At 56.0% G+C, this 20,093-nt stretch carries 20 protein-coding genes, 1 tRNA gene and 1 pseudogene; 12 read left to right on the forward strand and 10 right to left on the reverse strand.

The features are described 5' to 3' along the window. Positions 1 to 161: 161 nt before the first annotated feature. The 4 genes and pseudogenes from AC2FJC_RS08830 to AC2FJC_RS08845 form a co-directional block, all read right to left on the reverse strand. Positions 162 to 1,229 carry an FkbM family methyltransferase gene (locus AC2FJC_RS08830; RefSeq protein WP_496739210.1) on the reverse strand — a complete coding sequence of 356 codons (1,068 nt, stop codon included), beginning with the start codon at positions 1,227 to 1,229 and terminating at the stop codon, positions 162 to 164. Positions 1,230 to 1,490: 261 nt separating this feature from the next. After that, a pseudogene (locus AC2FJC_RS08835) lies at positions 1,491 to 2,246 on the reverse strand (IS5 family transposase). A 244-nt stretch (positions 2,247 to 2,490) separates the two neighbouring features. Continuing rightward, positions 2,491 to 3,438, reverse strand: a complete 948-nt coding sequence (locus tag AC2FJC_RS08840; RefSeq protein WP_496739211.1) for a DUF6538 domain-containing protein — start codon at positions 3,436 to 3,438, stop codon at positions 2,491 to 2,493. Between the two features lie 113 nt (positions 3,439 to 3,551). Next, positions 3,552 to 3,628: transfer RNA gene (locus AC2FJC_RS08845), tRNA-Arg, on the reverse strand. 114 nt (positions 3,629 to 3,742) lie between these two features. On the opposite strand from AC2FJC_RS08845, the gene AC2FJC_RS08850 reads away from it, so the two are divergent. Continuing rightward, entirely contained in the window at positions 3,743 to 4,768 is a 1,026-nt protein-coding gene (locus tag AC2FJC_RS08850) for a LacI family DNA-binding transcriptional regulator (protein WP_108860587.1), read from the forward strand. 4 nt (positions 4,769 to 4,772) lie between these two features. Continuing rightward, complete coding sequence (locus AC2FJC_RS08855) at positions 4,773 to 5,987, forward strand: winged helix-turn-helix domain-containing protein (protein ID WP_496736695.1); 1,215 nt, start codon at positions 4,773 to 4,775, stop codon at positions 5,985 to 5,987. Positions 5,988 to 5,995: 8 nt separating this feature from the next. Here the strand turns inward: AC2FJC_RS08855 and AC2FJC_RS08860 are convergent, their stop codons facing one another. After that, entirely contained in the window at positions 5,996 to 6,685 is a 690-nt protein-coding gene (locus AC2FJC_RS08860; protein WP_496739212.1) for a fumarylacetoacetate hydrolase family protein, read from the reverse strand. 488 nt (positions 6,686 to 7,173) lie between these two features. Next, positions 7,174 to 7,608, reverse strand: coding sequence for a homoprotocatechuate degradation operon regulator HpaR (gene hpaR, locus AC2FJC_RS08865; protein WP_058275072.1), 435 nt, complete (start codon positions 7,606 to 7,608; stop codon positions 7,174 to 7,176). Between the two features lie 240 nt (positions 7,609 to 7,848). On the opposite strand from hpaR, the gene AC2FJC_RS08870 reads away from it, so the two are divergent. Together AC2FJC_RS08870 and AC2FJC_RS08875 are read left to right on the forward strand one after the other, a co-directional pair. Continuing rightward, positions 7,849 to 9,261: a pyridoxal phosphate-dependent decarboxylase family protein gene (locus AC2FJC_RS08870; protein WP_496739213.1), complete on the forward strand. Its 1,413-nt coding sequence runs from the start codon at positions 7,849 to 7,851 to the stop codon at positions 9,259 to 9,261. A gap of 15 nt (positions 9,262 to 9,276) precedes the next feature. Beyond that, on the forward strand, positions 9,277 to 10,047 hold the full coding sequence (locus tag AC2FJC_RS08875; protein ID WP_496739214.1) for an aldolase/citrate lyase family protein: 771 nt from the start codon (positions 9,277 to 9,279) through the stop codon (positions 10,045 to 10,047). A 4-nt stretch (positions 10,048 to 10,051) separates the two neighbouring features. Here the strand turns inward: AC2FJC_RS08875 and AC2FJC_RS08880 are convergent, their stop codons facing one another. Further along, complete coding sequence (locus tag AC2FJC_RS08880; protein ID WP_496739215.1) at positions 10,052 to 11,194, reverse strand: DUF3095 domain-containing protein; 1,143 nt, start codon at positions 11,192 to 11,194, stop codon at positions 10,052 to 10,054. Positions 11,195 to 11,333: 139 nt separating this feature from the next. Between AC2FJC_RS08880 and AC2FJC_RS08885 the strand changes: the two genes are divergently transcribed. The 5 genes from AC2FJC_RS08885 to AC2FJC_RS08905 all read left to right on the forward strand — a co-directional run bounded on the left by AC2FJC_RS08885 (position 11,334) and on the right by AC2FJC_RS08905 (position 15,589). Next, positions 11,334 to 12,506, forward strand: coding sequence for an MFS transporter (locus AC2FJC_RS08885; protein WP_496739216.1), 1,173 nt, complete (start codon positions 11,334 to 11,336; stop codon positions 12,504 to 12,506). Positions 12,507 to 12,529: 23 nt separating this feature from the next. Then, a complete protein-coding gene (locus tag AC2FJC_RS08890) occupies positions 12,530 to 13,564 on the forward strand; it encodes a glycosyltransferase family 4 protein (protein WP_496739217.1) in 1,035 nt (344 codons plus the stop codon). Positions 13,565 to 13,675: 111 nt separating this feature from the next. Continuing rightward, positions 13,676 to 14,698: an aspartate-semialdehyde dehydrogenase gene (locus tag AC2FJC_RS08895; protein ID WP_496726219.1), complete on the forward strand. Its 1,023-nt coding sequence runs from the start codon at positions 13,676 to 13,678 to the stop codon at positions 14,696 to 14,698. A 188-nt stretch (positions 14,699 to 14,886) separates the two neighbouring features. Then, complete coding sequence (locus tag AC2FJC_RS08900; RefSeq protein WP_496739218.1) at positions 14,887 to 15,186, forward strand: ArsR/SmtB family transcription factor; 300 nt, start codon at positions 14,887 to 14,889, stop codon at positions 15,184 to 15,186. 4 nt (positions 15,187 to 15,190) lie between these two features. Continuing rightward, positions 15,191 to 15,589, forward strand: a complete 399-nt coding sequence (locus AC2FJC_RS08905) for a VOC family protein (RefSeq protein ID WP_496739219.1) — start codon at positions 15,191 to 15,193, stop codon at positions 15,587 to 15,589. A 113-nt stretch (positions 15,590 to 15,702) separates the two neighbouring features. Here AC2FJC_RS08905 and AC2FJC_RS08910 read toward each other — a convergent pair whose 3' ends face one another. Together AC2FJC_RS08910 and AC2FJC_RS08915 are read right to left on the reverse strand one after the other, a co-directional pair. After that, complete coding sequence (locus AC2FJC_RS08910; protein WP_496726222.1) at positions 15,703 to 16,239, reverse strand: SRPBCC family protein; 537 nt, start codon at positions 16,237 to 16,239, stop codon at positions 15,703 to 15,705. A gap of 103 nt (positions 16,240 to 16,342) precedes the next feature. Next, complete coding sequence (locus AC2FJC_RS08915) at positions 16,343 to 16,993, reverse strand: carbonic anhydrase (protein WP_109313867.1); 651 nt, start codon at positions 16,991 to 16,993, stop codon at positions 16,343 to 16,345. A 153-nt stretch (positions 16,994 to 17,146) separates the two neighbouring features. On the opposite strand from AC2FJC_RS08915, the gene AC2FJC_RS08920 reads away from it, so the two are divergent. From AC2FJC_RS08920 to AC2FJC_RS08930, 3 genes are all read left to right on the forward strand, one after another. Then, the gene (locus AC2FJC_RS08920; protein ID WP_496739220.1) at positions 17,147 to 17,527 is read left to right on the forward strand and encodes a hypothetical protein; all 381 of its coding nucleotides are present in this window, start codon (positions 17,147 to 17,149) and stop codon (positions 17,525 to 17,527) included. A gap of 63 nt (positions 17,528 to 17,590) precedes the next feature. After that, positions 17,591 to 18,973 carry a leucyl aminopeptidase family protein gene (locus AC2FJC_RS08925; protein WP_496739221.1) on the forward strand — a complete coding sequence of 461 codons (1,383 nt, stop codon included), beginning with the start codon at positions 17,591 to 17,593 and terminating at the stop codon, positions 18,971 to 18,973. Next, on the forward strand, positions 18,970 to 19,707 hold the full coding sequence (locus AC2FJC_RS08930; RefSeq protein WP_496739222.1) for a C40 family peptidase: 738 nt from the start codon (positions 18,970 to 18,972) through the stop codon (positions 19,705 to 19,707). The genes AC2FJC_RS08925 and AC2FJC_RS08930 overlap by 4 nt, the downstream gene beginning before the upstream one ends. Here the strand turns inward: AC2FJC_RS08930 and AC2FJC_RS08935 are convergent. Continuing rightward, positions 19,704 to 20,054 (reverse strand): DUF2794 domain-containing protein, encoded by a 351-nt coding sequence (locus AC2FJC_RS08935; protein ID WP_058275250.1) that lies wholly within the window; start codon positions 20,052 to 20,054, stop codon positions 19,704 to 19,706. The two genes, AC2FJC_RS08930 and AC2FJC_RS08935, sit on opposite strands and share 4 nt — an antisense overlap. Between the last annotated feature and the right edge of the window lie 39 nt (positions 20,055 to 20,093).

Below are 20,093 nucleotides of genomic sequence, written 5' to 3' on the forward strand. Positions count from 1 at the left end.
TGCCGAAAGCAAAGTTTGTTCTGGCAAGAAACTTTAGGGAATGGTTCAATTGATCTAATTATTTCGGTTTCAAATCAAACTTCCTAACGTGAAACGCCTGCAACGATCATGTTGCAGGCGCATTTTTTTGCGAGAAGCTTCCTGCTTCGTCATTGCCAGCATTAATTATTTTGCTCCCTGCGTTGACGGTAGGCGTGTTTAACATATTTCCACGGATACCGCCGTGCATGATCTCGTTCTGCGGTCACCCGCTCCAATTCTGCGCTCAAATTACAAATTTCTTCCTGAATTTTTTCTGTTTCAGCAAATGAGGGATCAAGTTCCGAAGTTGACCGCTCTAGTCCGCTACTAAAGTCAACGTTGGGGGCTCCGCAAGTGGCTGCGGCAGGCGAGTTAGCTAATACATCCGATAAGTATTGAGGCTTGCGAAGCAAAAGTAGAGCGAGATCGTCCTCAGAATCGATGTCTGTCAAGTATCTGAGGTTTTCATCATATTGTTCGAGTTTTTCCATCGGAACCAAGACGAGTATGCATTCAGCAGCGTTGCCAAAGATGTTATTGGTCTCTGCCTTAAAATTGTTTTTGTTAAATGCTTGTGAAACTGATCCGTAACACTTGTAGTTTGATCCCCGGCAAAATGTAAGCAAGTCAACGTAGCCTGCCAAACAGTTTACCTCGCAAAAAATGACGGGCCGGTGGGCTAAGATTAGTTTTGTTGCGCCTCTCAACACTCTCATTTCCGCGCCTTCAACGTCAATTTTTATTACGGCTGGGCCCGGAAGCTTGACTGAGTCAAGTGTGACCAATTCCACTACCTCTGCATCACTACCTCCGTCAGAAATCAACGCGTTTGTGCCGGGTAGTTCAGAGTTTGCAGCGGCCAGTCGCGCTGTGCCAACTTCATCCGCCACACCTTTGTTTATCGCAACGATGTTGCCCAACTGATCGTTTTTGATATTTTCGTTCAGATACTGGAACGTATTGCCGGAAGCCTCAAAACTGAATACTTGCCCTTCGCCTCCTACCGCCAGCGAAAACGCCATGGCATGTGTCCCCACAAATGCACCGATGTCGTAAACTGTTTCACCGGGTCGTATGAAAGATGTCATGACATCAATCTCATCTTGCGCCCATTCCCCATAGAACTTCAATGATTGGACAACAGCGTCTGAAACATCCGGTACGAAAAATTCTCCAAAACGGGTTTCTGTTCTATTTTTTTCTAGCACTATTAGTCCCTCAGTACATTGTTCATCGTAGGCCGAGAAGTCCGCCTGATGAATGAGTGCTACTCGCTGTCAACAATCAACTCAAGCCCATATAAATTGAAGACTCATGGTCGAGATGCAGAGCATAGACGAGCGTCGGAAAAATTTCCGGACTGCTGTCTACTCTAGGTTTACAATCCCAGCGTTTGGTGGATTGGATCGATGATAAAACGATCTGATTCCGAAGTCCAGATTTTGCAGATGTATTCGTAGGGTCCGGAATCATAACCAGTAGATGACGGTTGCCGTGAGTACGATGGCTGAGAGGACGACCTTGGGACAACGGTCATAGCGTGTCGCCACGCGCCTACAATCCTTGAGCCTGCCAAACATAATCTCGATGCGGTTTCGCCGCCTGTATCTACGCTCGTCGTACTTGACCGGCGTCTTGCGTTGCTTTCGCCCGGGGATGCAGGCACGTATCCCTTTGTCTTTCGGCACATCTCGGACCAATCGGCGTCATAATCGCGATCCCCGAGCAGCCAATCCACGTTTGAAATACTGCTGGGCAGATTCCGAGCACCGATGCAATCACTGACTTGCCCGGCGGTAACAAACAGGTTGAGCGGGCGCCCTTGGCTATCACAGATAGCATGCAGCTTGGTATTCATGCCGCCCTTGGTTCTGCCAATCAGGCGGCCACGCCCCCTTTTTTCGCGGCCATACTGGTCGCAGTGCGGTGTGCTTTTAGATAGGTCGCGTCAATCATAACTGTCTTCTCTTCGCCGTGCTCGGCGGCCAGACCAGCCATGATCCGTGCGAAGATGCCTTTATCGCTCCAATGCTTCCATCGGCTGTAAAGCGTCTTGTGAGGCCCGTATTCGCTGGGGGCATACCACCAGCGCAAACCAATGCGATTGATGAAGATAATCCCGCTCAACACCCGTTTGTCATCAACCCGGGGCCTGCGTGCGACTTCGGGAAAAATGGGACGAGCCTGGCCATCTGCTCGTCGGTTAACCAAAAAAGATCGCTCATGTCACCGCTCCGTATTGGGAGCCGTGAATCATTAAGCGCACCGAAAATGAAGACATCCTGACCCTAGTCAACAGAAAGAAACAGGAATGAAATCTGCATCCATGCAGCCCGGATCAAGGCGGCAGGTCACGGTCTATCTCAAAGGGAAACATTTGTGGGCAAGGCACTGTACAGTACCAAAGGATCATGGATCTGTGCACAATGCCGCGAGATTGAAGGGCTGCCAATCTATTTACCCAAATCTCTAGCGCGTTCGATCATTCGCTCGCAATTGATTGCGAATAACTAAGATTCGCCCCCATACCCCAGCGATCTCCGCCAGCCTAGCACCTGTGTCGCTGAGTGCAGCGATAACCCATCGTCGCTCGTCATCCACTTCCATGCAACGTTGCTGAATTGCCCACACTTCTTCCAGCGAAAAGGGTAACCTAGTTGGTTCCCAATCAGAGTCTATTTCAGGGATAACCAGATCTGAGAGTGGGTTCTCCATACGAACTTTGAGTTCTCTGATCGCCGTATTGAATATTGGCCTAATCTGGTTCAGGTATCGCTTCACTGTGGCGGGTTTGACCGTCTTCAGCAATTCCTCCACGAAAGCATTACCGTGATCCCTGTCGTATCGGTTGATGGGGAGTTCACCGTTTATTTCAATGAATAACGCTACAGACCTATCAAACTGACTGTATTCTGCGCGTTTAGGGTAGAAATACAGATGCTTGTCCTTGACCTCAGAAAAGTAAGGAGCTGTTAAATCGCGAAGTTCCTCTGAGTCAGCATGATACAGTTCTGCTGCCATCTTTAGAGCGGGCGGAAGCCGTTCCGCTACGATACCCGGTGCGTATCCATCTTGGTCGCGAGACTCTTGAACAAGCTCATCAATAAAACGGTCTGGCTCAAGGTCATACTTGGCATACTCGGCAGTTTGCCCCGGTTTCAGATCATGTTTTCGAAGGATTGCCATCGCTTCTTCTCGAAGCGCAAGTTCCCCACCTTCGTCAGACCCCAAGAAGCCCCATTCACGGTCTAACCTCTTCGTAATCTGTAGCGCCTTCCTAGCGGCCTCTGCTGGTTCCTTAGTTCCAAGGGACTCGAAATGAAATTCCTTCCCATTGTAATGAACCTGTAAGTCCTTTGGTATTCTGCGCCGGTAGTTCGCTCTACCTCCACGCCATTCAACATGTTTGATAGTCATTCTTATTGGACCGTATCTGAACCAGTTCTTCGACATGTGTCACCTAATGTGTCACCTATCGGGGCACAGGAAACCTCTAAGATATGGAAAGCACATACTTTTTTAGAATAGTCTGGCGACCCCGGCAGGATTCGAACCTGCAACCTGCCCCTTAGGAGGGGGCTGCTCTATCCAGTTGAGCCACGGGGCCGTGCGACGCTCTCTTTAGCCCGGTTTTTCAACCTTGTCATGACCTTTGCGCGACGGTTGTAAAACTTGCGCTGTTCACGCTACCATCGGGCAAAACAACATCGCAGGTGCCCCAGTGACAACAGAAACCAAACGCCCGCTTACCCTTCGTGATGTTTCGGAAGCGTCCGGAGTATCGGAAATGACGGTCAGTCGGGTTCTACGGAACAGGGGCGATGTTTCGGACGCCACACGCACCCGCGTCTTGGCCGCCGCGAAAGAGCTGGGGTATGTGCCAAACAAAATCGCGGGCGCATTGGCATCCAGCCGGGTTAATCTGGTGGCGGTGATCATCCCCTCGCTGTCGAACATGGTCTTCCCCGAGGTTCTGACCGGCATTAACCAGGTGCTGGAAGACACCGAGCTGCAACCGGTTGTGGGCGTCACCGACTATATGCCGGAAAAAGAGGAAAAAGTACTGTACGAGATGCTCTCGTGGCGGCCGTCCGGAGTCATCATTGCAGGCCTGGAACACACCGAGGCCGCGCGCGCCATGCTGGATTCCGCGGGGATTCCGGTGGTCGAGATCATGGATACAGACGGCAAACCTGTGGACGCGATGGTCGGGATCTCTCATCGTCGTGCCGGGCGCGAAATGGCGCAGGCGATCCTGAAGGCGGGCTATGAGCATATCGGGTTCATGGGCACCAAAATGCCGCTGGATCACAGGGCGCGCAAACGGTTCGAAGGCTTCACCGAAGTTCTGGGCAAACACGGGGTCGAGATCGAGGATCGCGAATTCTACTCTGGCGGATCAGCTCTGGCCAAAGGGCGTGAGATGACTCAGACCATGCTGGAACGGTCGCCCGATCTGGATTTCCTCTATTACTCCAATGACATGATCGGTGCGGGTGGGCTGCTGTATCTGCTGGATCAGGGTATTGATGTGCCGGGGCAGATCGGCCTGGCCGGGTTCAATAACGTTGAGCTTTTGCAAGGCCTGCCGCGCAAGCTGGCCACAATGGACGCCTGCAGGTTGGAGATCGGACGCACAGCCGCAGAGATCATCGCGGCGCAATTGGCTGATCCCAATGCCGAGGTCGACACACGTGTAACCCTGACCCCCAAGATCAGCTTTGGCGACACCCTAAAGCGGCGCTGAACGCGTGGCGCTGCAACGGATGGACAACCGAACAGCCCGCGCGCTGTTCATGGATCGTCATGCATTGGCCGAGCCGCCATCGGGCGGCGCAAAAGGCGCGGAATTGCTGGACCTGATCCATCGTCTTGGCTTTGTGCAATTGGACAGCATCAACACGGTTGCGCGCGCCCATGACATGATCCTGTTTTCGCGGCGCCCATCCTATCGCGCAGGCAATCTCAAACGCTTGTACGAAAGCGACAGGGCGCTGTTTGAACACTGGACCCATGACGCAGCAGTCATTCCGATGGCGTTTTATCCGCACTGGCATTTGCGGTTTCAGCGCGATGCAGATCTGCTGAAATCCCGATGGAAAAACTGGCGCCGCGACGGGTTCGAGCAGCGATTTGAAACCGTTCTGCAACATATCCGGGATCACGGGCCAGTTTCCTCGTCCGATGTTGGCAAGGACGAGAAAAAGGGGTCCAGCGGCTGGTGGGACTGGCATCCGTCAAAAACGGCGCTGGAGTTTCTTTGGCGCTCGGGCGCACTGACGGTCATAGGGCGGCAAGGATTTCAAAAGCGGTATGATCTGACTGAGCGGGTGATCGAAACGCATCTTTGCCTGGGCAATATGCCCTGTGATGCCGAGGAGACAGTGGATTGGCTGTGCAACGCGGCGCTTGACCGGTTGGGGTTTGCAACCTCGGGCGAATTGGCTGCGTTTTGGGACACTGTCACGACAAGCGAAGCAAAATCCTGGTGTGAACAGGGTCTAATTCAAGGACAATTGGAAGAGATCGAGGTGACCTGCGCGGACGGAAGGCTACGCAAAGTGATCGCCCGACCATCCATTTCCGAGGATGCAGAGGCTGCACCCCGTCCCTCGGGCCGCATTCGGGTCCTTAGCCCATTTGACCCTATGCTGCGCGACCGCAATCGGGCCGAACGGTTGTTCGGCTTTTACTATCGCATCGAGGTTTTTGTACCTGCCCCAAAGCGCACTTACGGCTACTACGTGTTCCCGCTGCTTGAGGGCGACCGATTGATCGGGCGGATTGACATGAAAGCCAACCGGGATTGCGGGGCGCTGCAAATCAGCGCCTTATGGCCGGAACGATCCGTGCGCTGGTCCGATGCCAGAACCAAAAGGTTGCAGTCAGAGCTTGACCGAGTCCGACGATTTGCCGGGCTGGACAACGTGGAATTCGCCCGTGATTGGTTAAAAGATCCTAAATAGGGTCTTTTTCAGATCAGACTCAGGCTGATAGACTGTAACCCGTCTATCCCGCCTTCCAGGACATCGCCCGCCAACACCGGGCCAACCCCAGCCGGTGTACCAGTCAGGATCAGATCACCGGGCCGTAGGTGAAAATATCCGGACAAATGGCAAATGACCTCATCTATCTTCCAGATCAGCTCTTCCAGCGTCGCGTCCTGCCGCGTTTCCCCGTTCACGTTAAGATAGATGCGTTTCTTGTCGTCCGGGGACCAATCTGCCGCGCGGGTCAAAGCGGCCAACACAGTGCCGTTTTCCAGATCCTTGCCCAAATCCCACGGGCGCTGTTTATTCCGCTCGCGGATTTGCAGGTCACGGCGCGTCATGTCCAGCGCACAACCATAGCCATAAACCGCATCCAACGCATCGGCACGCGTCGCACGGAAAACGGGTTTGCCGATCGCGACCGCCAGCTCCATCTCGTGGTGAAAATTCTCAGTTCCAGGCGGATAAGGCACGGTTTCACCCGACAGAACCGCGTTCGGGGCAGATTTTGTAAAGTAGAAAGGCGCCTCACGATCGACCTCATTTCCCATTTCGGCCGCATGGGCCGCATAATTGCGGCCGACACAGAATATGCGACCCACGGGATACGTCGACAATTCACCCTCAACCGGGATCGAAATCGGGTCGGGTAAGGAAAACAGGTTGTCCGGCATCAAAGCCCCCTAACTGCAACTTGCAGCTTGTTTCTAAGTTGGCGGGACCAGTTGAACAAGCCATGTAGGTTCGCGCCAGGCATCACCATCACGCGAACTAGCCCCGTGGCCGGCTGTTCACAATTCAAAGTTTTGCCTTGGAAAGCCTTGGGTGCGCGCTACCTTTGGTTGTATCATGGATCACGCCACCATCGTTCTGACACTCATTCCCTGGCGATATCCGAAATCCACTCGTCGCTGATCAGGTGATTCACCTGTAGGCGAGTGCAACTGAATCAGAGAGCGACGGCCAAAGACCTGTACCCCCACACGGTCTTTGCGTCCGGATGTCCGCTTATTTTCAGGTGGCTGTTTCTCTGAGGTGTGAGCCGGATAAATCCATCCGGCCGCGGGCCAGACACGCAGTCCAGTCAAAGTCTGGCCACCCCGCCGGAGGATATCCATACTTCTCTGGCGGGGACAAAAGCCTTTGCATGCGCGACGTGCAATCAGGTCTTCAGATCATGCAGGTCGTTCAGTAAGTCCAGCAGCGCTTCGTGCCGATCCGGGCCTAGCTGGGTCTTGATCTCTTCAGCCAAACGTAGTGTCACCTGCATGTTGTCTTGGATGATCTTTTCGCCTTTGGCCGTGATATCGATGATCTGACGACGCTTATCCTCGGGATGGACCCGGCGCCGGATCAAATCCTTGGCTTCCAGTTTTTGCAGAATGCGCGTCAGACTGGGCAGCAAAAGGCACGATCGATCCGCTATATGCGTTGGCTCTTGAGGACCTTCTTCTTTCAGAACACGCAGAACGCGCCATTGCTGTTCCGTAACACCCGCATCAGCCAGCATATTTCGAATGGGCCCCATGACCCTTTCGCGCGCCCGCAGCAGTGCAATCGGCAATGAGCGGGACGTATTAGGCAGGTCTCTGGTCATAGTAGAATTTTTGCCCAAATTGGATCAAACCGCAACTGGCTAAGAATTTCACTAATTTTATCAAGTATTTGACCATGTATTATATGGCCCTTTTAGGCATATCGCAGCTTCGAGCCTCATCTCAAAATTAGTAAACAAAGCAATTAATATTGACGTTTTCTTCAGAATGACGATCACTGGACGCACAAAGAAACTAAGTCCCGGTCCGATCCCGGGGTTGGCAGAAATCTGAGGGTTGCGATGAAGTGGGATGAGTTTTCGGATTGGGGCAAACAAATTGCCGAGTGGACGCAGGATTACCACCTGACTGTAGGTGACAAACCCGTCCGCGCCCGGACTGAGCCGGGGGATATCCTCAACGCCCTACCCGCGCTGCCACCCGAGCACGCACAGCCACTGGAGGACGTGTTTCAGGATTTCGAACAGATCGTGATGCCGGGGATAACCCATTGGCAACATCCAAGGTTCTTTGCCTATTTCAATTCGAACGCCTCCGCCCCATCGGTCCTAGCCGAGTTTCTGGCCAGCGCCATCGCACCGCAATGTATGTTGTGGCAAACGTCGCCGGCTGCGACCGAGATGGAAACACGGATGATGGACTGGTTGCGCCACGCGCTGGACCTGCCCGAGGGATTCGCTGGCGTTATTCAAGACTCCGCCTCGTCAGCGACATTGGCTGCTGTGCTAACGATGCGCGAGAAGGCGTTGAAGTGGCAGGGAAATCAACAGGGTCTTTTTGGGCAAAAACCTCTGCGCGTCTATTGCTCGGCCGAAGTGCACACGTCAGTCGATCGTGCCATTTGGGTTGCGGGGATCGGGCAAGACAATCTGGTTCGGATTCCGATCAAGGGAGATTGGCGCGGGATGGATCCCGCAGCACTGGAGGCAGCGATCCAGGCCGATTTAGACTCTGGTTTGCATCCGGCAGGCGTCATATTATGTGTTGGCGGAACCAGTAACGGGGCCACCGATCCGGTGGATGAGTGCCTGAAGATCGCTCAGAATTACGGGCTTTATTCCCACGTGGATGCGGCCTGGGCCGGATCGGCGATGATCTGCCCGGAATACCGGCGTTACTGGCCCGGCGTGGATCAGGCCGACAGCATCGTGTTCAACCCGCATAAATGGCTGGGTGTGCAATTTGATTGCTGCGCGCATTTTCTGAAAGACCCCGATGATCTGGTGCAGACGCTGGCGATCAGCCCCGAATTCCTCAAGACCCACGGCAAGGATGGCATCATCAACTATTCGGAATGGTCGGTGCCTCTGGGTCGCCGGTTCCGGGCGCTCAAGCTATGGTTCGTGATCCGGGCATATGGGCTGGAAGGGTTGCGCCAACGGCTGCGCAACCACGTGAACTGGTCTGTGGCGTTGCATGATCGGCTGGCGGCCGAGGCGGATTTCCAAATCGTCACTCAGCCCATGTGGTCATTGTGGACGTTCCGCTATGCGCCGGAAGGTCATGCGGATCTGGACGACCTGAATCTGCGTTTGGTGAACGCCATCAATGACGACGGCCGCATCTATTTGACGCAAACCCGCGTGGATGGTGATCTAGTGATCCGTTTTCAGGCCGGTCAGTTCGAAACCACCGAAGACGATGTTCGAATGGCCTATGACGTCATAACCGAAATCGCCCGCTCACTGACATAAACAGGAGGTCCGGCCATGCCAGTCCCAAAAAACAGCTTCAAACAGGCTCTAATACAGGGTGATCGGCAGATAGGCTGCTGGATGAGTTTTGCCGAATCCATCACTGCCGAAATTATGGGCACCGCCGGATTCGACTGGCTGGTCATTGATGGTGAACACGCGCCGAACGATATCCGATCAATCCGTGATCAGCTTATGGCGTTGGCTGCCAGCTCCTCGCATCCGGTGGTGCGGGTTCCGGTTGGCGACACCGCTTTGATCAAGATGGTGCTGGATGCTGGGGCGCAAACTGTTCTGGTACCGATGGTCGAAACTGCCGATCAGGCGCGACAGTTGGTTCGGGACTGCCGTTATCCCCCAACAGGTGTGCGCGGCGTAGGGGCCGGTGCGGCCCGGGCGACAATGTACGGCTCGATCCCGGAGTACATTCAATCTGCGGACGATCAAATCTGCCTTCTGGTGCAAGTGGAAAACCGCGCCGGGATGGCTGCGCTGGATGATATCCTGAAAGTCGAAGGCGTCGACGGAGTGTTTATCGGCCCTGCGGACCTGTCCACCGACATGGGCTTTCAAGGAAACAGCGCAGCACCCGAAGTGCGCGCTGTCATTGCGGACGCCATCACAAAGATCAGAGCCGCGGGCAAAGCTCCCGGCATACTGGGCACCAATGAAGAGGCCAGCCAAGCCTATTATGAAATGGGCGCACAGTTTCTTGCGGTTGGCATTGATGTGATGTTGCTGGCGCAGGCATCCCGCGCGTTGGCGGCGAAGTGGAAGGCGAAATAGCGCGTCAGGCGTACATGGTGGCGGCGGCCTGCGCATAGCCGCCCGAAGCCCCATCCACAAAGTGAACATGATCGTCGCGCGTCGCCGAGGGGACGATACATGTCATCATCGCCTCGTCCTGCGCATGCAGCCCATAACGGATCTTGCCCTGTCCGCGCGCCTGTTCAAGCATCATCCGGATTTGCGTCAACGTGGCAGCGTCACAATCCAGCGTCATTTTCAGCCCATCATCGAATTTTCGGTAATCGGCGTTGCGGCTGACCATGCGCTTGTAATGGCCGGGTTCGAAATTGCCCAACCGTTTGCCCGATGTAAACAACAGGGCGATCAAAAGGTTCTGGCCCAGCAATTTGATCCGCTGCAGCAACAAATTGTTCCCAGCTCGTGATACGCGGGCATCCAGGCCAACATCCGGCGGTGGCCAGCTGATCGGCGGGCCATCTTCTGGTACTGGATGACCCGAACGCTCCAACCCCTCCGAAGCTGACAAAACCGAACGGGCCAAATCCGCAAAGTCACTCTCGGTCGCATTTGCTGTGGGCTGAACGACGACCGAGACGATTTGACCATTGCGTGCCTTGCTGTTGGACCACCGGCAGGACAAACCGGTTAGGTCGGGCTGTGCACCAGGTTTGGCAGGCGGCACCATAAAGGTACCAGCCTTCATCTGCGCCTCAGCCCAGGCCAACCCCCCACCCGAGAACATGGCGTAATCCACCCCATCAGACGGCGCATAACGCGCGACCCGCAGGTCCTTTCCTGCCTTACGAATTTCGGCAACCGGAACCAACGCCGCGCGTAGCGAGATCGAGAATTCTTCTTCCGCCCAGCGCCTGAGGTCCGCCAATACCGCTTTGGCGGTGTCGATCTCACTTGCGGGCACGGCGAATCCGGCGCCGTCGCCGCCAAAAACATAAGGGAACTCCTTGCCGTGGAGCGCGTTGATCATGCCCGAGATCACCGCCGCGCCGACCATGTTGACCGTCTTGTATCGTCCTTTTGCAATCTCACCGGTGGAGTCGACGATATCAGCCACACCCAACGCCCAATCGCCCGGAACAGCAGAGAAACGCGCCGGATCCACCAAACGGGTAAAGTCCCGCAACAGGGGAAGACTGTCATAGAACGCGGCCTGGGCGTCTTTCATTGGCACCTCGGATAATCGGTAAGGACAAGGATAGCCCGAATGTGATCACAGTCCGGCAAAATCAGTATAGCACACGCGCTTGTGTGTGGCACCGTGACGTGCCAAGCATTTCTTCGCCGGTTTGGGGGAGAGGGTTTTCATGAAGGCAGGTCTGGTGGTGTTGTGCCTGGGCTATGTGCTCAGCCAGTTCTTTCGCGCCTTTCTCGCGGTTCTCAGTGTTGATCTGGGGCGCGATATCGGGGCCACACCCGAGGATCTGGCCTTTGCGTCCGGTCTATGGTTTCTGATCTTTGCCGCCATGCAGTTGCCCGTAGGCTGGGCACTGGACCGAGTTGGACCGCGCCTGACGGCGGCGGTCTTGCTGCTGGTCGGTGGTGCCGGCGGAGCGGCATTGTTTGCCATATCCAGCTCCCCTTTTCACATCGCCATCGCCATGGGGTTGATCGGGGTCGGCTGCTCACCGGTATTGATGGCATCTTACTATATCTTCGCCCGCGAATTCCCACCTGCCCGCTTCGCCACCTTGGCGGCTGTCATGCTGGGCGTTGGATCGGTCGGCAATCTGGTTGCCTCGTACCCTACTGCGCTGGCGGTCGAGCTGATGGGATGGCGCGCAACGATGGGGACGCTGGCCGTTTCTTCCGCCGCGATCGCGTTGGGCATCTGGTTCAGCGTGCATGATCCCAAACGTGTCGAGACCGAACACAGGGGATCGGTGCTGGACCTGCTGAAAGAGCCCGCCCTGTGGGCGATCTTGCCGCTGATGCTGGTGGCCTATGCCCCGTCGGCGGCAACGCGCGGCCTTTGGGCCGGGCCGTACCTCAGCGATATCTTCGGCCTTAGCACCACCCAGATCGGGACAGCGACCCTGATCATGGGGGCGGCGATGATTGCAGGTACCTTTGCGTATGGGCCGCTCGATCGAATGCTGGGCACGCGAAAATGGGTGATCTTTGGCGGCAACGCGCTGGGCACAGTGGGGCTGGTTCTGATGTGCCTTTGGGTCGACAACGCAGTTTGGCTGGCGGTCGTCCTGATGGCAGCGATCGGGTTTCTGGGGGCCAGCTTCCCGGTCATCATGGCTCATGGACGGGCCTTTGTTCCGCCGCATCTGGTTGGGCGCGGCATGACCCTGCTGAACCTCTTCGGCATTGGCGGTGTAGGACTGGCGCAATTCGTCACCGGCCGCATCCATGCCGCCACGGTGGACATCAGCCCGACCGCGCCCTACACAGCGATATTCGGCTTTTTTGCGGTCACGCTGGCCATCGGCTGCGTGATCTACTTGTTCAGCCGCGACAGCGTCGACTAACGCTGGAACTGCCAGGAGTATCCATGTCCGACCCGCGCGTCATTGCCCCCAACCTCAAACGCAGACTTTCGGGTGTGACCGCGACGATTGCCCGGTTGGTGCCGCTGCAGGTGCAATGGATCGACATCGCGGCCACCGGGCCGGGTCTGCCGGATGACATCCCACATATCCCGCTGGGCCGCCTGCCCTTTTTGTCGCGCAAAACACTGCGTGTCTGGCACGCGCGCCGCAATACCGAGATGCTGCTGGGCCTGATCCTGCGCAACGTGCTGCGGCTGCGGTTGAAGTTGCTGTTCACCAGCGCCTCGCAACGCGCGCATTCGGGTTACACCAAATGGCTGATCGACAAAATGGACGCGGTCGTCGCAACTTCTCGCAAAACCGCCGGGTATCTGGAGAGGGATGCGCAAGTCATCATGCATGGCATCAACTTGCACGACTTCACACCGCCCGAAGACAAAGCTGCAGTTCGGGCGCGGCTGGGTTTGCCAGATGGTCTATTGCTGGGCTGCTATGGCCGCATTCGCCACCAGAAGGGCACCGACGCCTTTGTCGACGCAATGATCGACCTGTGCAATCGGTTTGACGATGTCCATGGCATCGTCATGGGCCGCGCGACCGAGAAACACGCCAGCTTTCTGACCGAATTGAAAGACAAAGTCGCCAAGGCGGGCCTGTCCGACCGCATTCTGTTCATGCCCGAGGTGACCGTCGATCAGATCGCCGAATGGTATCAGGTGCTGGACCTGTTCATTGCCCCGCAACGGTGGGAAGGGTTCGGCCTGACGCCGCTGGAAGCAATGGCTTGCGGCGTGCCGGTTGTTGCCACGGATGTAGGCGCGTTCTCCGAGATCGTCACCGACCCGTCGCTGGGCCGCGTGGTCGAACCCGGTGATATCCCCGCGCTGGCCGAAGCCGCCGCCGAAATGCTGTCCGACCGCGAATCCCTTGCCCGTTCCAGTATCGCAGCCCGCACCCATGTCGAGCAGAATTTCGACATCAATGGTGAGGCAAAGACGCTTGTCGCGCTCTATGAACGCCTTTTGACCGACACCTGAGGCGATGCGCCACGTCAAATCGGTGTCATTGCGCGAAATAAACCCCGAAAACTCTTTTTTATTTGCTGCAACGCGGCTATGAACGCGCGTCCTTAACACTGGAGACATGAAATGGGCTATCGCGTCGTAGTCGTCGGCGCCACGGGTAACGTGGGCCGCGAAATGCTGAACATTCTGGCTGAACGCCAGTTCCCCGTCGATGAACTTGCTGTTCTGGCAAGCCGTCGTTCGCTGGGCACCGAAGTAAGCTTTGGCGACACGACACTCACTACCAAGGATCTGGACACGTTCGATTTCACCGGCTGGGACATGGCGCTGTTTGCCGTAGGGTCCGAGGCGACCAAGGTCTACGCCCCCAAGGCGGCCAAAGCCGGATGCGTGGTGATCGATAACTCGTCGCTCTATCGTTATGACCCGGACATTCCGCTGATCGTGCCGGAATGTAACCCGCAGGCGATCCACGACTACAAAAACAAGAACATCATCGCCAACCCCAACTGCTCGACCGCGCAGATGGTTGTCGCGCTGAAGCCGCTGCATGACCGCGCGCGCATCAAGCGCGTCGTCGTGTCGACCTATCAGTCGGTGTCTGGCGCCGGTAAGGAAGGCATGGACGAGCTGTGGGATCAGACCAAAGCGGTCTACAATCCCACCACGGACGTTCCGCCAAACAAGTTCCAGAAGCAGATCGCCTTCAACGTCATTCCGCAGATCGATGTCTTCATGGAAGACGGCTCGACCAAGGAAGAGTGGAAGATGGTTGTGGAAACCAAAAAGATCGTCGATCCGTCGATCAAGGTCACAGCCACCTGCGTCCGCGTTCCCGTGTTCGTCGGCCACTCTGAGGCCGTGAACATCGAGTTCGAAGAATTCCTGGACGAAGACGAAGCGCGAGACATCCTGCGCGAGGCTCCAGGCATCATGGTGATCGACAAGCGCGAACCCGGTGGCTACGTCTCGCCGATCGAATGCGCGGGCGATTTCGCAACATTCATCAGCCGCATTCGTCAGGACTCGACCATTGAGAACGGCATTAACCTGTGGTGCGTCTCGGACAACCTGCGCAAAGGTGCAGCGCTGAACGCAGTACAAATCGCCGAATTGCTGGGCCGTGAGGTTCTGAAAAAGGGCTAAGTTCCTTTTCAGCATTTAGCGAACAGAGAATTTAAGCCTCGCCTTACTCGGCGGGGCTTTTTTGTCTGATATCGCGCGACAATTGTTTGCCTGGTTTCTGCAGCCTTTTTGCCGTTTGCTTGGCCAAATCTGCAGCCCACTTTGCAATCAAGCTTGATATGCAGTAAAATTACTGCATATTGATTTCGATGACAGATGATCACCTCGATATTATTTTCAAAGCTCTTTCCGACAGTACGCGCCGCCGCATCATCGACCATCTGAGCAAACAAACGGCTCAGTCATTGTTCGAGGTATGCGCGGCATCGGTTGCAGAGGATGGCATCGCTTTGTCCCGCCAGACGGTTTCCCAGCATCTCACCGTTTTGGAGAAGGCTGGTTTGATCGAGACCACATGGAGGGGGCGGACGAAAGCCCATTCGCTAATCGTCAACGAAGATCATATCGCCGCGGCATCATGGCTCATGAAATACAAACAGAAGGGATAGAAAAATGAAAATCTATGTGACCAACGTTTTTGTCGACGACCAAGACAAGGCAGAAAAATTCTATACTGATACTCTCGGCTTCACAGTTAAGAACAATATCCCGTTGGGTGAAAATCGTTGGCTGACAGTGGTGTCAAGCGAAGAACCCGAAGGAACAGAGTTGTTGCTTGAACCAAGCGACCACCCTGCTGTGAAACCTTATAAAGAAGCACTTGTGTCTGACGGTATCCCTGCACATTCGTTTCAGGTGGAAGACCTGGATGAAGAAACGAAAAGGCTGGGCGATCTTGGCGTAGAGTTCACTGTTGAGCCAATGGATGCCGGACCGGTTCGCATGGCGATCTTTGACGATACCTGTGGGAACCTCATTCAATTGATCCAGATGATGGACACTGCCCAATAATAAACGTCAAATTTGTCACCATGATCTCGTTCCGAACGGCATCTAAAAGCCGTTCGGTTAAATCGCAGTATCCGGCAGAATCGACTCGAACAAAAACTGAGAGCTTCTGCCAATCACCCCTGCTGCTCAACCAATGCCTTGAGGTTTGTCAGACCGCGCTCGTAATCTCCGCCGACCCAGCTATCCATCATCAGACCCATCCAGCGCGACATTGGGTTCATGCCAAGATCGGACTCGAACCCCCATATCACCTGAGTCTGATCACCCTCGGGCGTCAGGTCGAAAGAGGCCGATGCTTGCCCCATCGGACCAAAATCCAGCGCCGTTTTAACCGTCTGGTCCTGAACGCTTTCGACGATTTCTTGCGAACCGGTGCCCACCTGCGGGTTCTCTGATGTCCAGTTCAGAGTATTGCCGACACCTGCCTCGGGGCCTGAATAAGACAGCTGGGTTTCCGGATCGCGCGACAGCCAGGGCGACCATTGTTCGGTTTCCTGCATCGAGTTTACGTAAGGAAAGATCGCGCTGGCGGGTGCGTCGATCGTGATGCTGCGGGACAGTTCGGCCTTGCCGGGCAAAAGGTAAGATACGCCAACCAGAACCAGAATGAGAACAAGCAGAATGACAAGAATACGTTTGATGAATCGCATGGCGCGCTCCTGAGCCGAATAGATTTGCGTCGATCATAACAAAAAATGGCGCGAAATCAGAGACCTGATCCGCGCCATTCGAATTCTTCAGATGTCGGGTCGCTTAGACAACCACGAATTTCTTCTCGGCAGGGTCATAACATTGCAACCCACCTTCACCGATGTCGGTCCACAGCCCATGCAAGCTCAGCGAGCCGTCATCTACCGCAGAGGAAACGAAGGGAAAGGTCATCAGGTTCTCCAGCGATGCCACGACTGCCTGCCGTTCAAACTGCCGTGCCTGATCGACGCTGTCTTCAACATCGGCAACCAATTCATATTTCGGTTTCAGGATATCCATCCAGCGGCCAACGAAGCTTTCTTTTGCTTCCAGTTGCGGGGCTTTGCCCTTGCACATGTCGATGCAGCCCTGAACGCCGCCGCATTGCGAGTGGCCCAGAACGATCAGGTGCGCGACTTTCAGCGCCGTAACCGCGTATTCGATTGCCGCACTGGTGCCGTGGTGATCGCCATCAGGGGCGTAAGGCGGCACAAGGTTGGCGATGTTGCGGTGAATAAAGAACTCGCCCTGATCAGCGCCGAAGATCGATGTTACGTGAACCCGGCTGTCACAGCATGAAATCACCATCGCGCGCGGGCGCTGTCCCTCGGTCGCCAGGCGGCGATACCAGACCTGATTTTCTGAATAGGTGGTGGCTTTCCATCCGTGATACCGCTTGACCAGGTAGGTCGGCAGAGGTTTGGCTAAGTCCATTCTCATGTCCCCGTTCTTGTATCTGCCGGCTGCTGTAACCTGAATTCGCAGAAAATTCGACCCATATTCCAGCATCGACGCAAGGTTTTGCAAAGGATTCTACCGTCAATGTCCAGCTATGCCGTGGGGGCGTAGAGAATTGGGGTAGATGTGGTGGATAAAATAGTCACGCTTGAACAAAAGGAAACCGTTCGGCTGGATACGGACCGCTTGAACGGGCTGTATCACCAATTGGGCGACAAGAACGCATTGGATGTTTTGTGCCGTACGGTCGAGGAATTGGCCGTGCGCCTGTCAAACTGCGAGCGGTTTTGGCGTAAACGCGATTGGGCCGGGCTGCGCAAATGCGCGCGGTCACTGGTGGCTATTGCGGAACAGATTGGCATGACCGCGCTGGCCCGAGTCGCCAGTGACGTGGCGCAATCGGTCGACGTTGGGGATGCGGTCGCGACGGGGGCCACCCTGTCGCGCCTGATCCGTGTAGGTGAGAAATCGCTGACCGTAATCTGGGATCAGCAGGATCTTTCCCTCTGACGGGGCTTGCGGACGGATTGTGGGCGGCTAGGCTGGGCACAAATCGAACCAGCCGAGATGTCCATGACCCTGTCCTTCGCTTCGCCGTCCGAACCCTCTGTGCCGCTGCATGTCATTTCGCAACCCGATCTTGACGATTGGTTGAAAGACCAGCCAAGCCACATCGCATCGTGGGTCGAGGCCAGCGGATTCACCGGGGCCATGGGGCAAGCTCTGCTGATCCCGCAATCGGATGGTACCCCCCAAATGGCCTTGGCGGGTTACGGAAAAAGCAGCAAACGCGCGCGCAAACGGTTCCCGCTGGCAGCGGCGGCCGAAGCCTTGCGGAAGGGAACCTATCACATCGCGTCCGGTGTGCCCGCAGAAGCGCTAAGCAACGAGTGCCTTGGTTGGCTACTCACAGGATATGCCTTTGATCGTTACGCCAATCAATCACCTGCCAAGGCGCGACTCATTGCACCCGAAGGTGTTGATGCCCCGCGGATTGAGGCGCTAGCCAGTGCCGAGGCGCTGACCCGCGATTTGGTCAACACACCGGCCTCGGACATGGGACCGGATCAGCTGCAGGCCGCGGCCGAGGATTTGACGCAGGAATTCGGCGCGACATGTTCGACGATTCAAGGCGACGCCCTGCTGGACCAGAATTTCCCACTGATTCACACGGTCGGACGCGCCGCCGCGCAAACACCGCGCCTGATCGAGATGACATGGGGCAACACCGGGCCCAAACTGACCCTTGTCGGCAAAGGTGTGTGCTTTGACACTGGCGGACTGAATCTGAAACCAGGGAATTCGATGTCCCTGATGAAAAAGGACATGGGCGGTGCGGCCAATGTGCTGGGTCTGGCACGGATGATCATGGCACTAAAGCTGCCTGTACAACTGCGCGTGCTGATCCCGGCAGTCGAGAACTCGGTCGCAGGGAATGCCTTCCGTCCGGGGGATATCCTGACCTCGCGCAAAGGTCTGACGGTGGAGATCAACAACACCGACGCCGAAGGGCGGTTGGTTCTGGCCGACGCATTGGCGCTGGCGGATGAGGGTGAACCTGACCTGATCATCTCGATGGCGACGTTGACCGGTGCCGCGCGCGTGGCGGTTGGCCCCGATCTGGCGCCCTTTTACACCGATGACGATGGCGCTGCACACGCGCTGGCCAAAGCTGGTCGGCAATCGGCCGACCCGGTCTGGCGGATGCCCTTCCATGAACCCTATGAGGCGATGATCGAACCCGGCATTGCTGATTTGGACAATGCTCCATTAGGTGGGTTCGCAGGCTCGATCACCGCGGCCCTGTTCCTGCGCCGCTTTGTGGGTGACAGCCGCTATATGCATTTCGACATCTATTCCTGGCAGCCCAGCAAAGCCCCCGGACGCAGCAAGGGCGGTCTGGGCCAAGGGCCGCGTGCCGTGCTGACCGCCCTGCCCGGGATTCTGAACCTATGACCGGCCTGCGCGTCATACAGCCGGTTGTTGATTTGTTGCGCAGCCCGAATGGCCCAAGGGATCGGCAGCTGTTGTTTGGCGACCCGGTAGATGTTGTTGACGATACCGATGGGTGGAGCCGGATCACCTCGGTCAAGGATGGCTATCCCGGTTGGGTCAGGTCCGATCAACTGGGGCCTGAGGCGCAACAGACCCACTGGGTCACCGCGCCCGCGACACATGCCTATCAACGGCCCGACATGAAAAGCCCGGACCGCGTATCGCTAAGTTTCGGCAGCAAATTATGCGTGCTGTCGGAACAGAATAGGTTTCTGGAAACAGAACTGGGGTTCATTCCGGCGATTCACGCCAAACTCAGAGCAACTCACCTGACCGATCCCGTAGCGGTGGCCGAGCTGTTTCTGGGCACACCCTATCTTTGGGGGGGAAACAGTCGCTTCGGTATTGATTGTTCCGGGTTGGTTCAGGCCGGTTTGCTGGCCTGCGGCATACCCTGCCCCGGTGATAGCAGTGATCAGGAACGCGAACTGGGTACGGCGCTGCCTGCCGGAACTGAACCAAAACGCGGGGATCTGTTGTTCTGGAAAGGCCACGTGGCATGGGTCTATGGCGAGAACATGCTGCTTCATGCCAACGCCTACCACATGGACGTGACGTTCGAGCCGATGGATCAAGCAATCACACGGATTCTGGAGCAGGGCGACGGGTCTGTAACAGCCCACAAAAGGCTCTAATCAAGGTCGACAGACCGGATCAACTTGCGTTCCAACACTCGCAGCACGGTGCGCAGGTCATGGCCTCGCTTCAAGATACGCCCGTCCATGCCGATCACCGAATACATCCCCTGTTTGGACCGCAGACGAGGGTGTTTTTCGACCCGGTAGATCGGATGCTCTGCCGTACGTCTGAAAATGGAAAAAACCGCCATATCGCGCAGGTTGGAAATGCCATAGTCACGCCATTCTCCGGCAGCGACCATCTTGCCATAGACGGACAGGATATGTGACATCTCGCGCCGGTCGAACGCGACGGGCATCTGGGCCGAGTTTGCAGAAAACCGGCTGGGAGGCTGCATGTTCATACCCTCAGCCTTGCCGGAAAACGCATTTGAATCAAGTCC

The organism is Ruegeria sp. CDSB117 (assembly GCF_059611005.1).

What these genes read in the sequence shown, in the direction of transcription:
- AC2FJC_RS08840 (WP_496739211.1), bottom strand. Translation starts at nt 3,438, where the DNA reads ATGACTATCAAACATGTTGAATGGCGTGGAGGTAGAGCGAACTACCGG.
- AC2FJC_RS08860 (WP_496739212.1), bottom strand. Translation starts at nt 6,685, where the DNA reads ATGCCGGACAACCTGTTTTCCTTACCCGACCCGATTTCGATCCCGGTT.
- hpaR (WP_058275072.1), bottom strand. Translation starts at nt 7,608, where the DNA reads ATGACCAGAGACCTGCCTAATACGTCCCGCTCATTGCCGATTGCACTG.
- AC2FJC_RS08870 (WP_496739213.1), top strand. Translation starts at nt 7,849, where the DNA reads ATGAAGTGGGATGAGTTTTCGGATTGGGGCAAACAAATTGCCGAGTGG.
- AC2FJC_RS08875 (WP_496739214.1), top strand. Translation starts at nt 9,277, where the DNA reads ATGCCAGTCCCAAAAAACAGCTTCAAACAGGCTCTAATACAGGGTGAT.
- AC2FJC_RS08880 (WP_496739215.1), bottom strand. Translation starts at nt 11,194, where the DNA reads ATGAAAGACGCCCAGGCCGCGTTCTATGACAGTCTTCCCCTGTTGCGG.
- AC2FJC_RS08885 (WP_496739216.1), top strand. Translation starts at nt 11,334, where the DNA reads ATGAAGGCAGGTCTGGTGGTGTTGTGCCTGGGCTATGTGCTCAGCCAG.
- AC2FJC_RS08890 (WP_496739217.1), top strand. Translation starts at nt 12,530, where the DNA reads ATGTCCGACCCGCGCGTCATTGCCCCCAACCTCAAACGCAGACTTTCG.
- AC2FJC_RS08895 (WP_496726219.1), top strand. Translation starts at nt 13,676, where the DNA reads ATGGGCTATCGCGTCGTAGTCGTCGGCGCCACGGGTAACGTGGGCCGC.
- AC2FJC_RS08900 (WP_496739218.1), top strand. Translation starts at nt 14,887, where the DNA reads ATGACAGATGATCACCTCGATATTATTTTCAAAGCTCTTTCCGACAGT.
- AC2FJC_RS08905 (WP_496739219.1), top strand. Translation starts at nt 15,191, where the DNA reads ATGAAAATCTATGTGACCAACGTTTTTGTCGACGACCAAGACAAGGCA.
- AC2FJC_RS08910 (WP_496726222.1), bottom strand. Translation starts at nt 16,239, where the DNA reads ATGCGATTCATCAAACGTATTCTTGTCATTCTGCTTGTTCTCATTCTG.
- AC2FJC_RS08915 (WP_109313867.1), bottom strand. Translation starts at nt 16,993, where the DNA reads ATGGACTTAGCCAAACCTCTGCCGACCTACCTGGTCAAGCGGTATCAC.
- AC2FJC_RS08925 (WP_496739221.1), top strand. Translation starts at nt 17,591, where the DNA reads ATGACCCTGTCCTTCGCTTCGCCGTCCGAACCCTCTGTGCCGCTGCAT.
- AC2FJC_RS08930 (WP_496739222.1), top strand. Translation starts at nt 18,970, where the DNA reads ATGACCGGCCTGCGCGTCATACAGCCGGTTGTTGATTTGTTGCGCAGC.
- AC2FJC_RS08935 (WP_058275250.1), bottom strand. Translation starts at nt 20,054, where the DNA reads ATGAACATGCAGCCTCCCAGCCGGTTTTCTGCAAACTCGGCCCAGATG.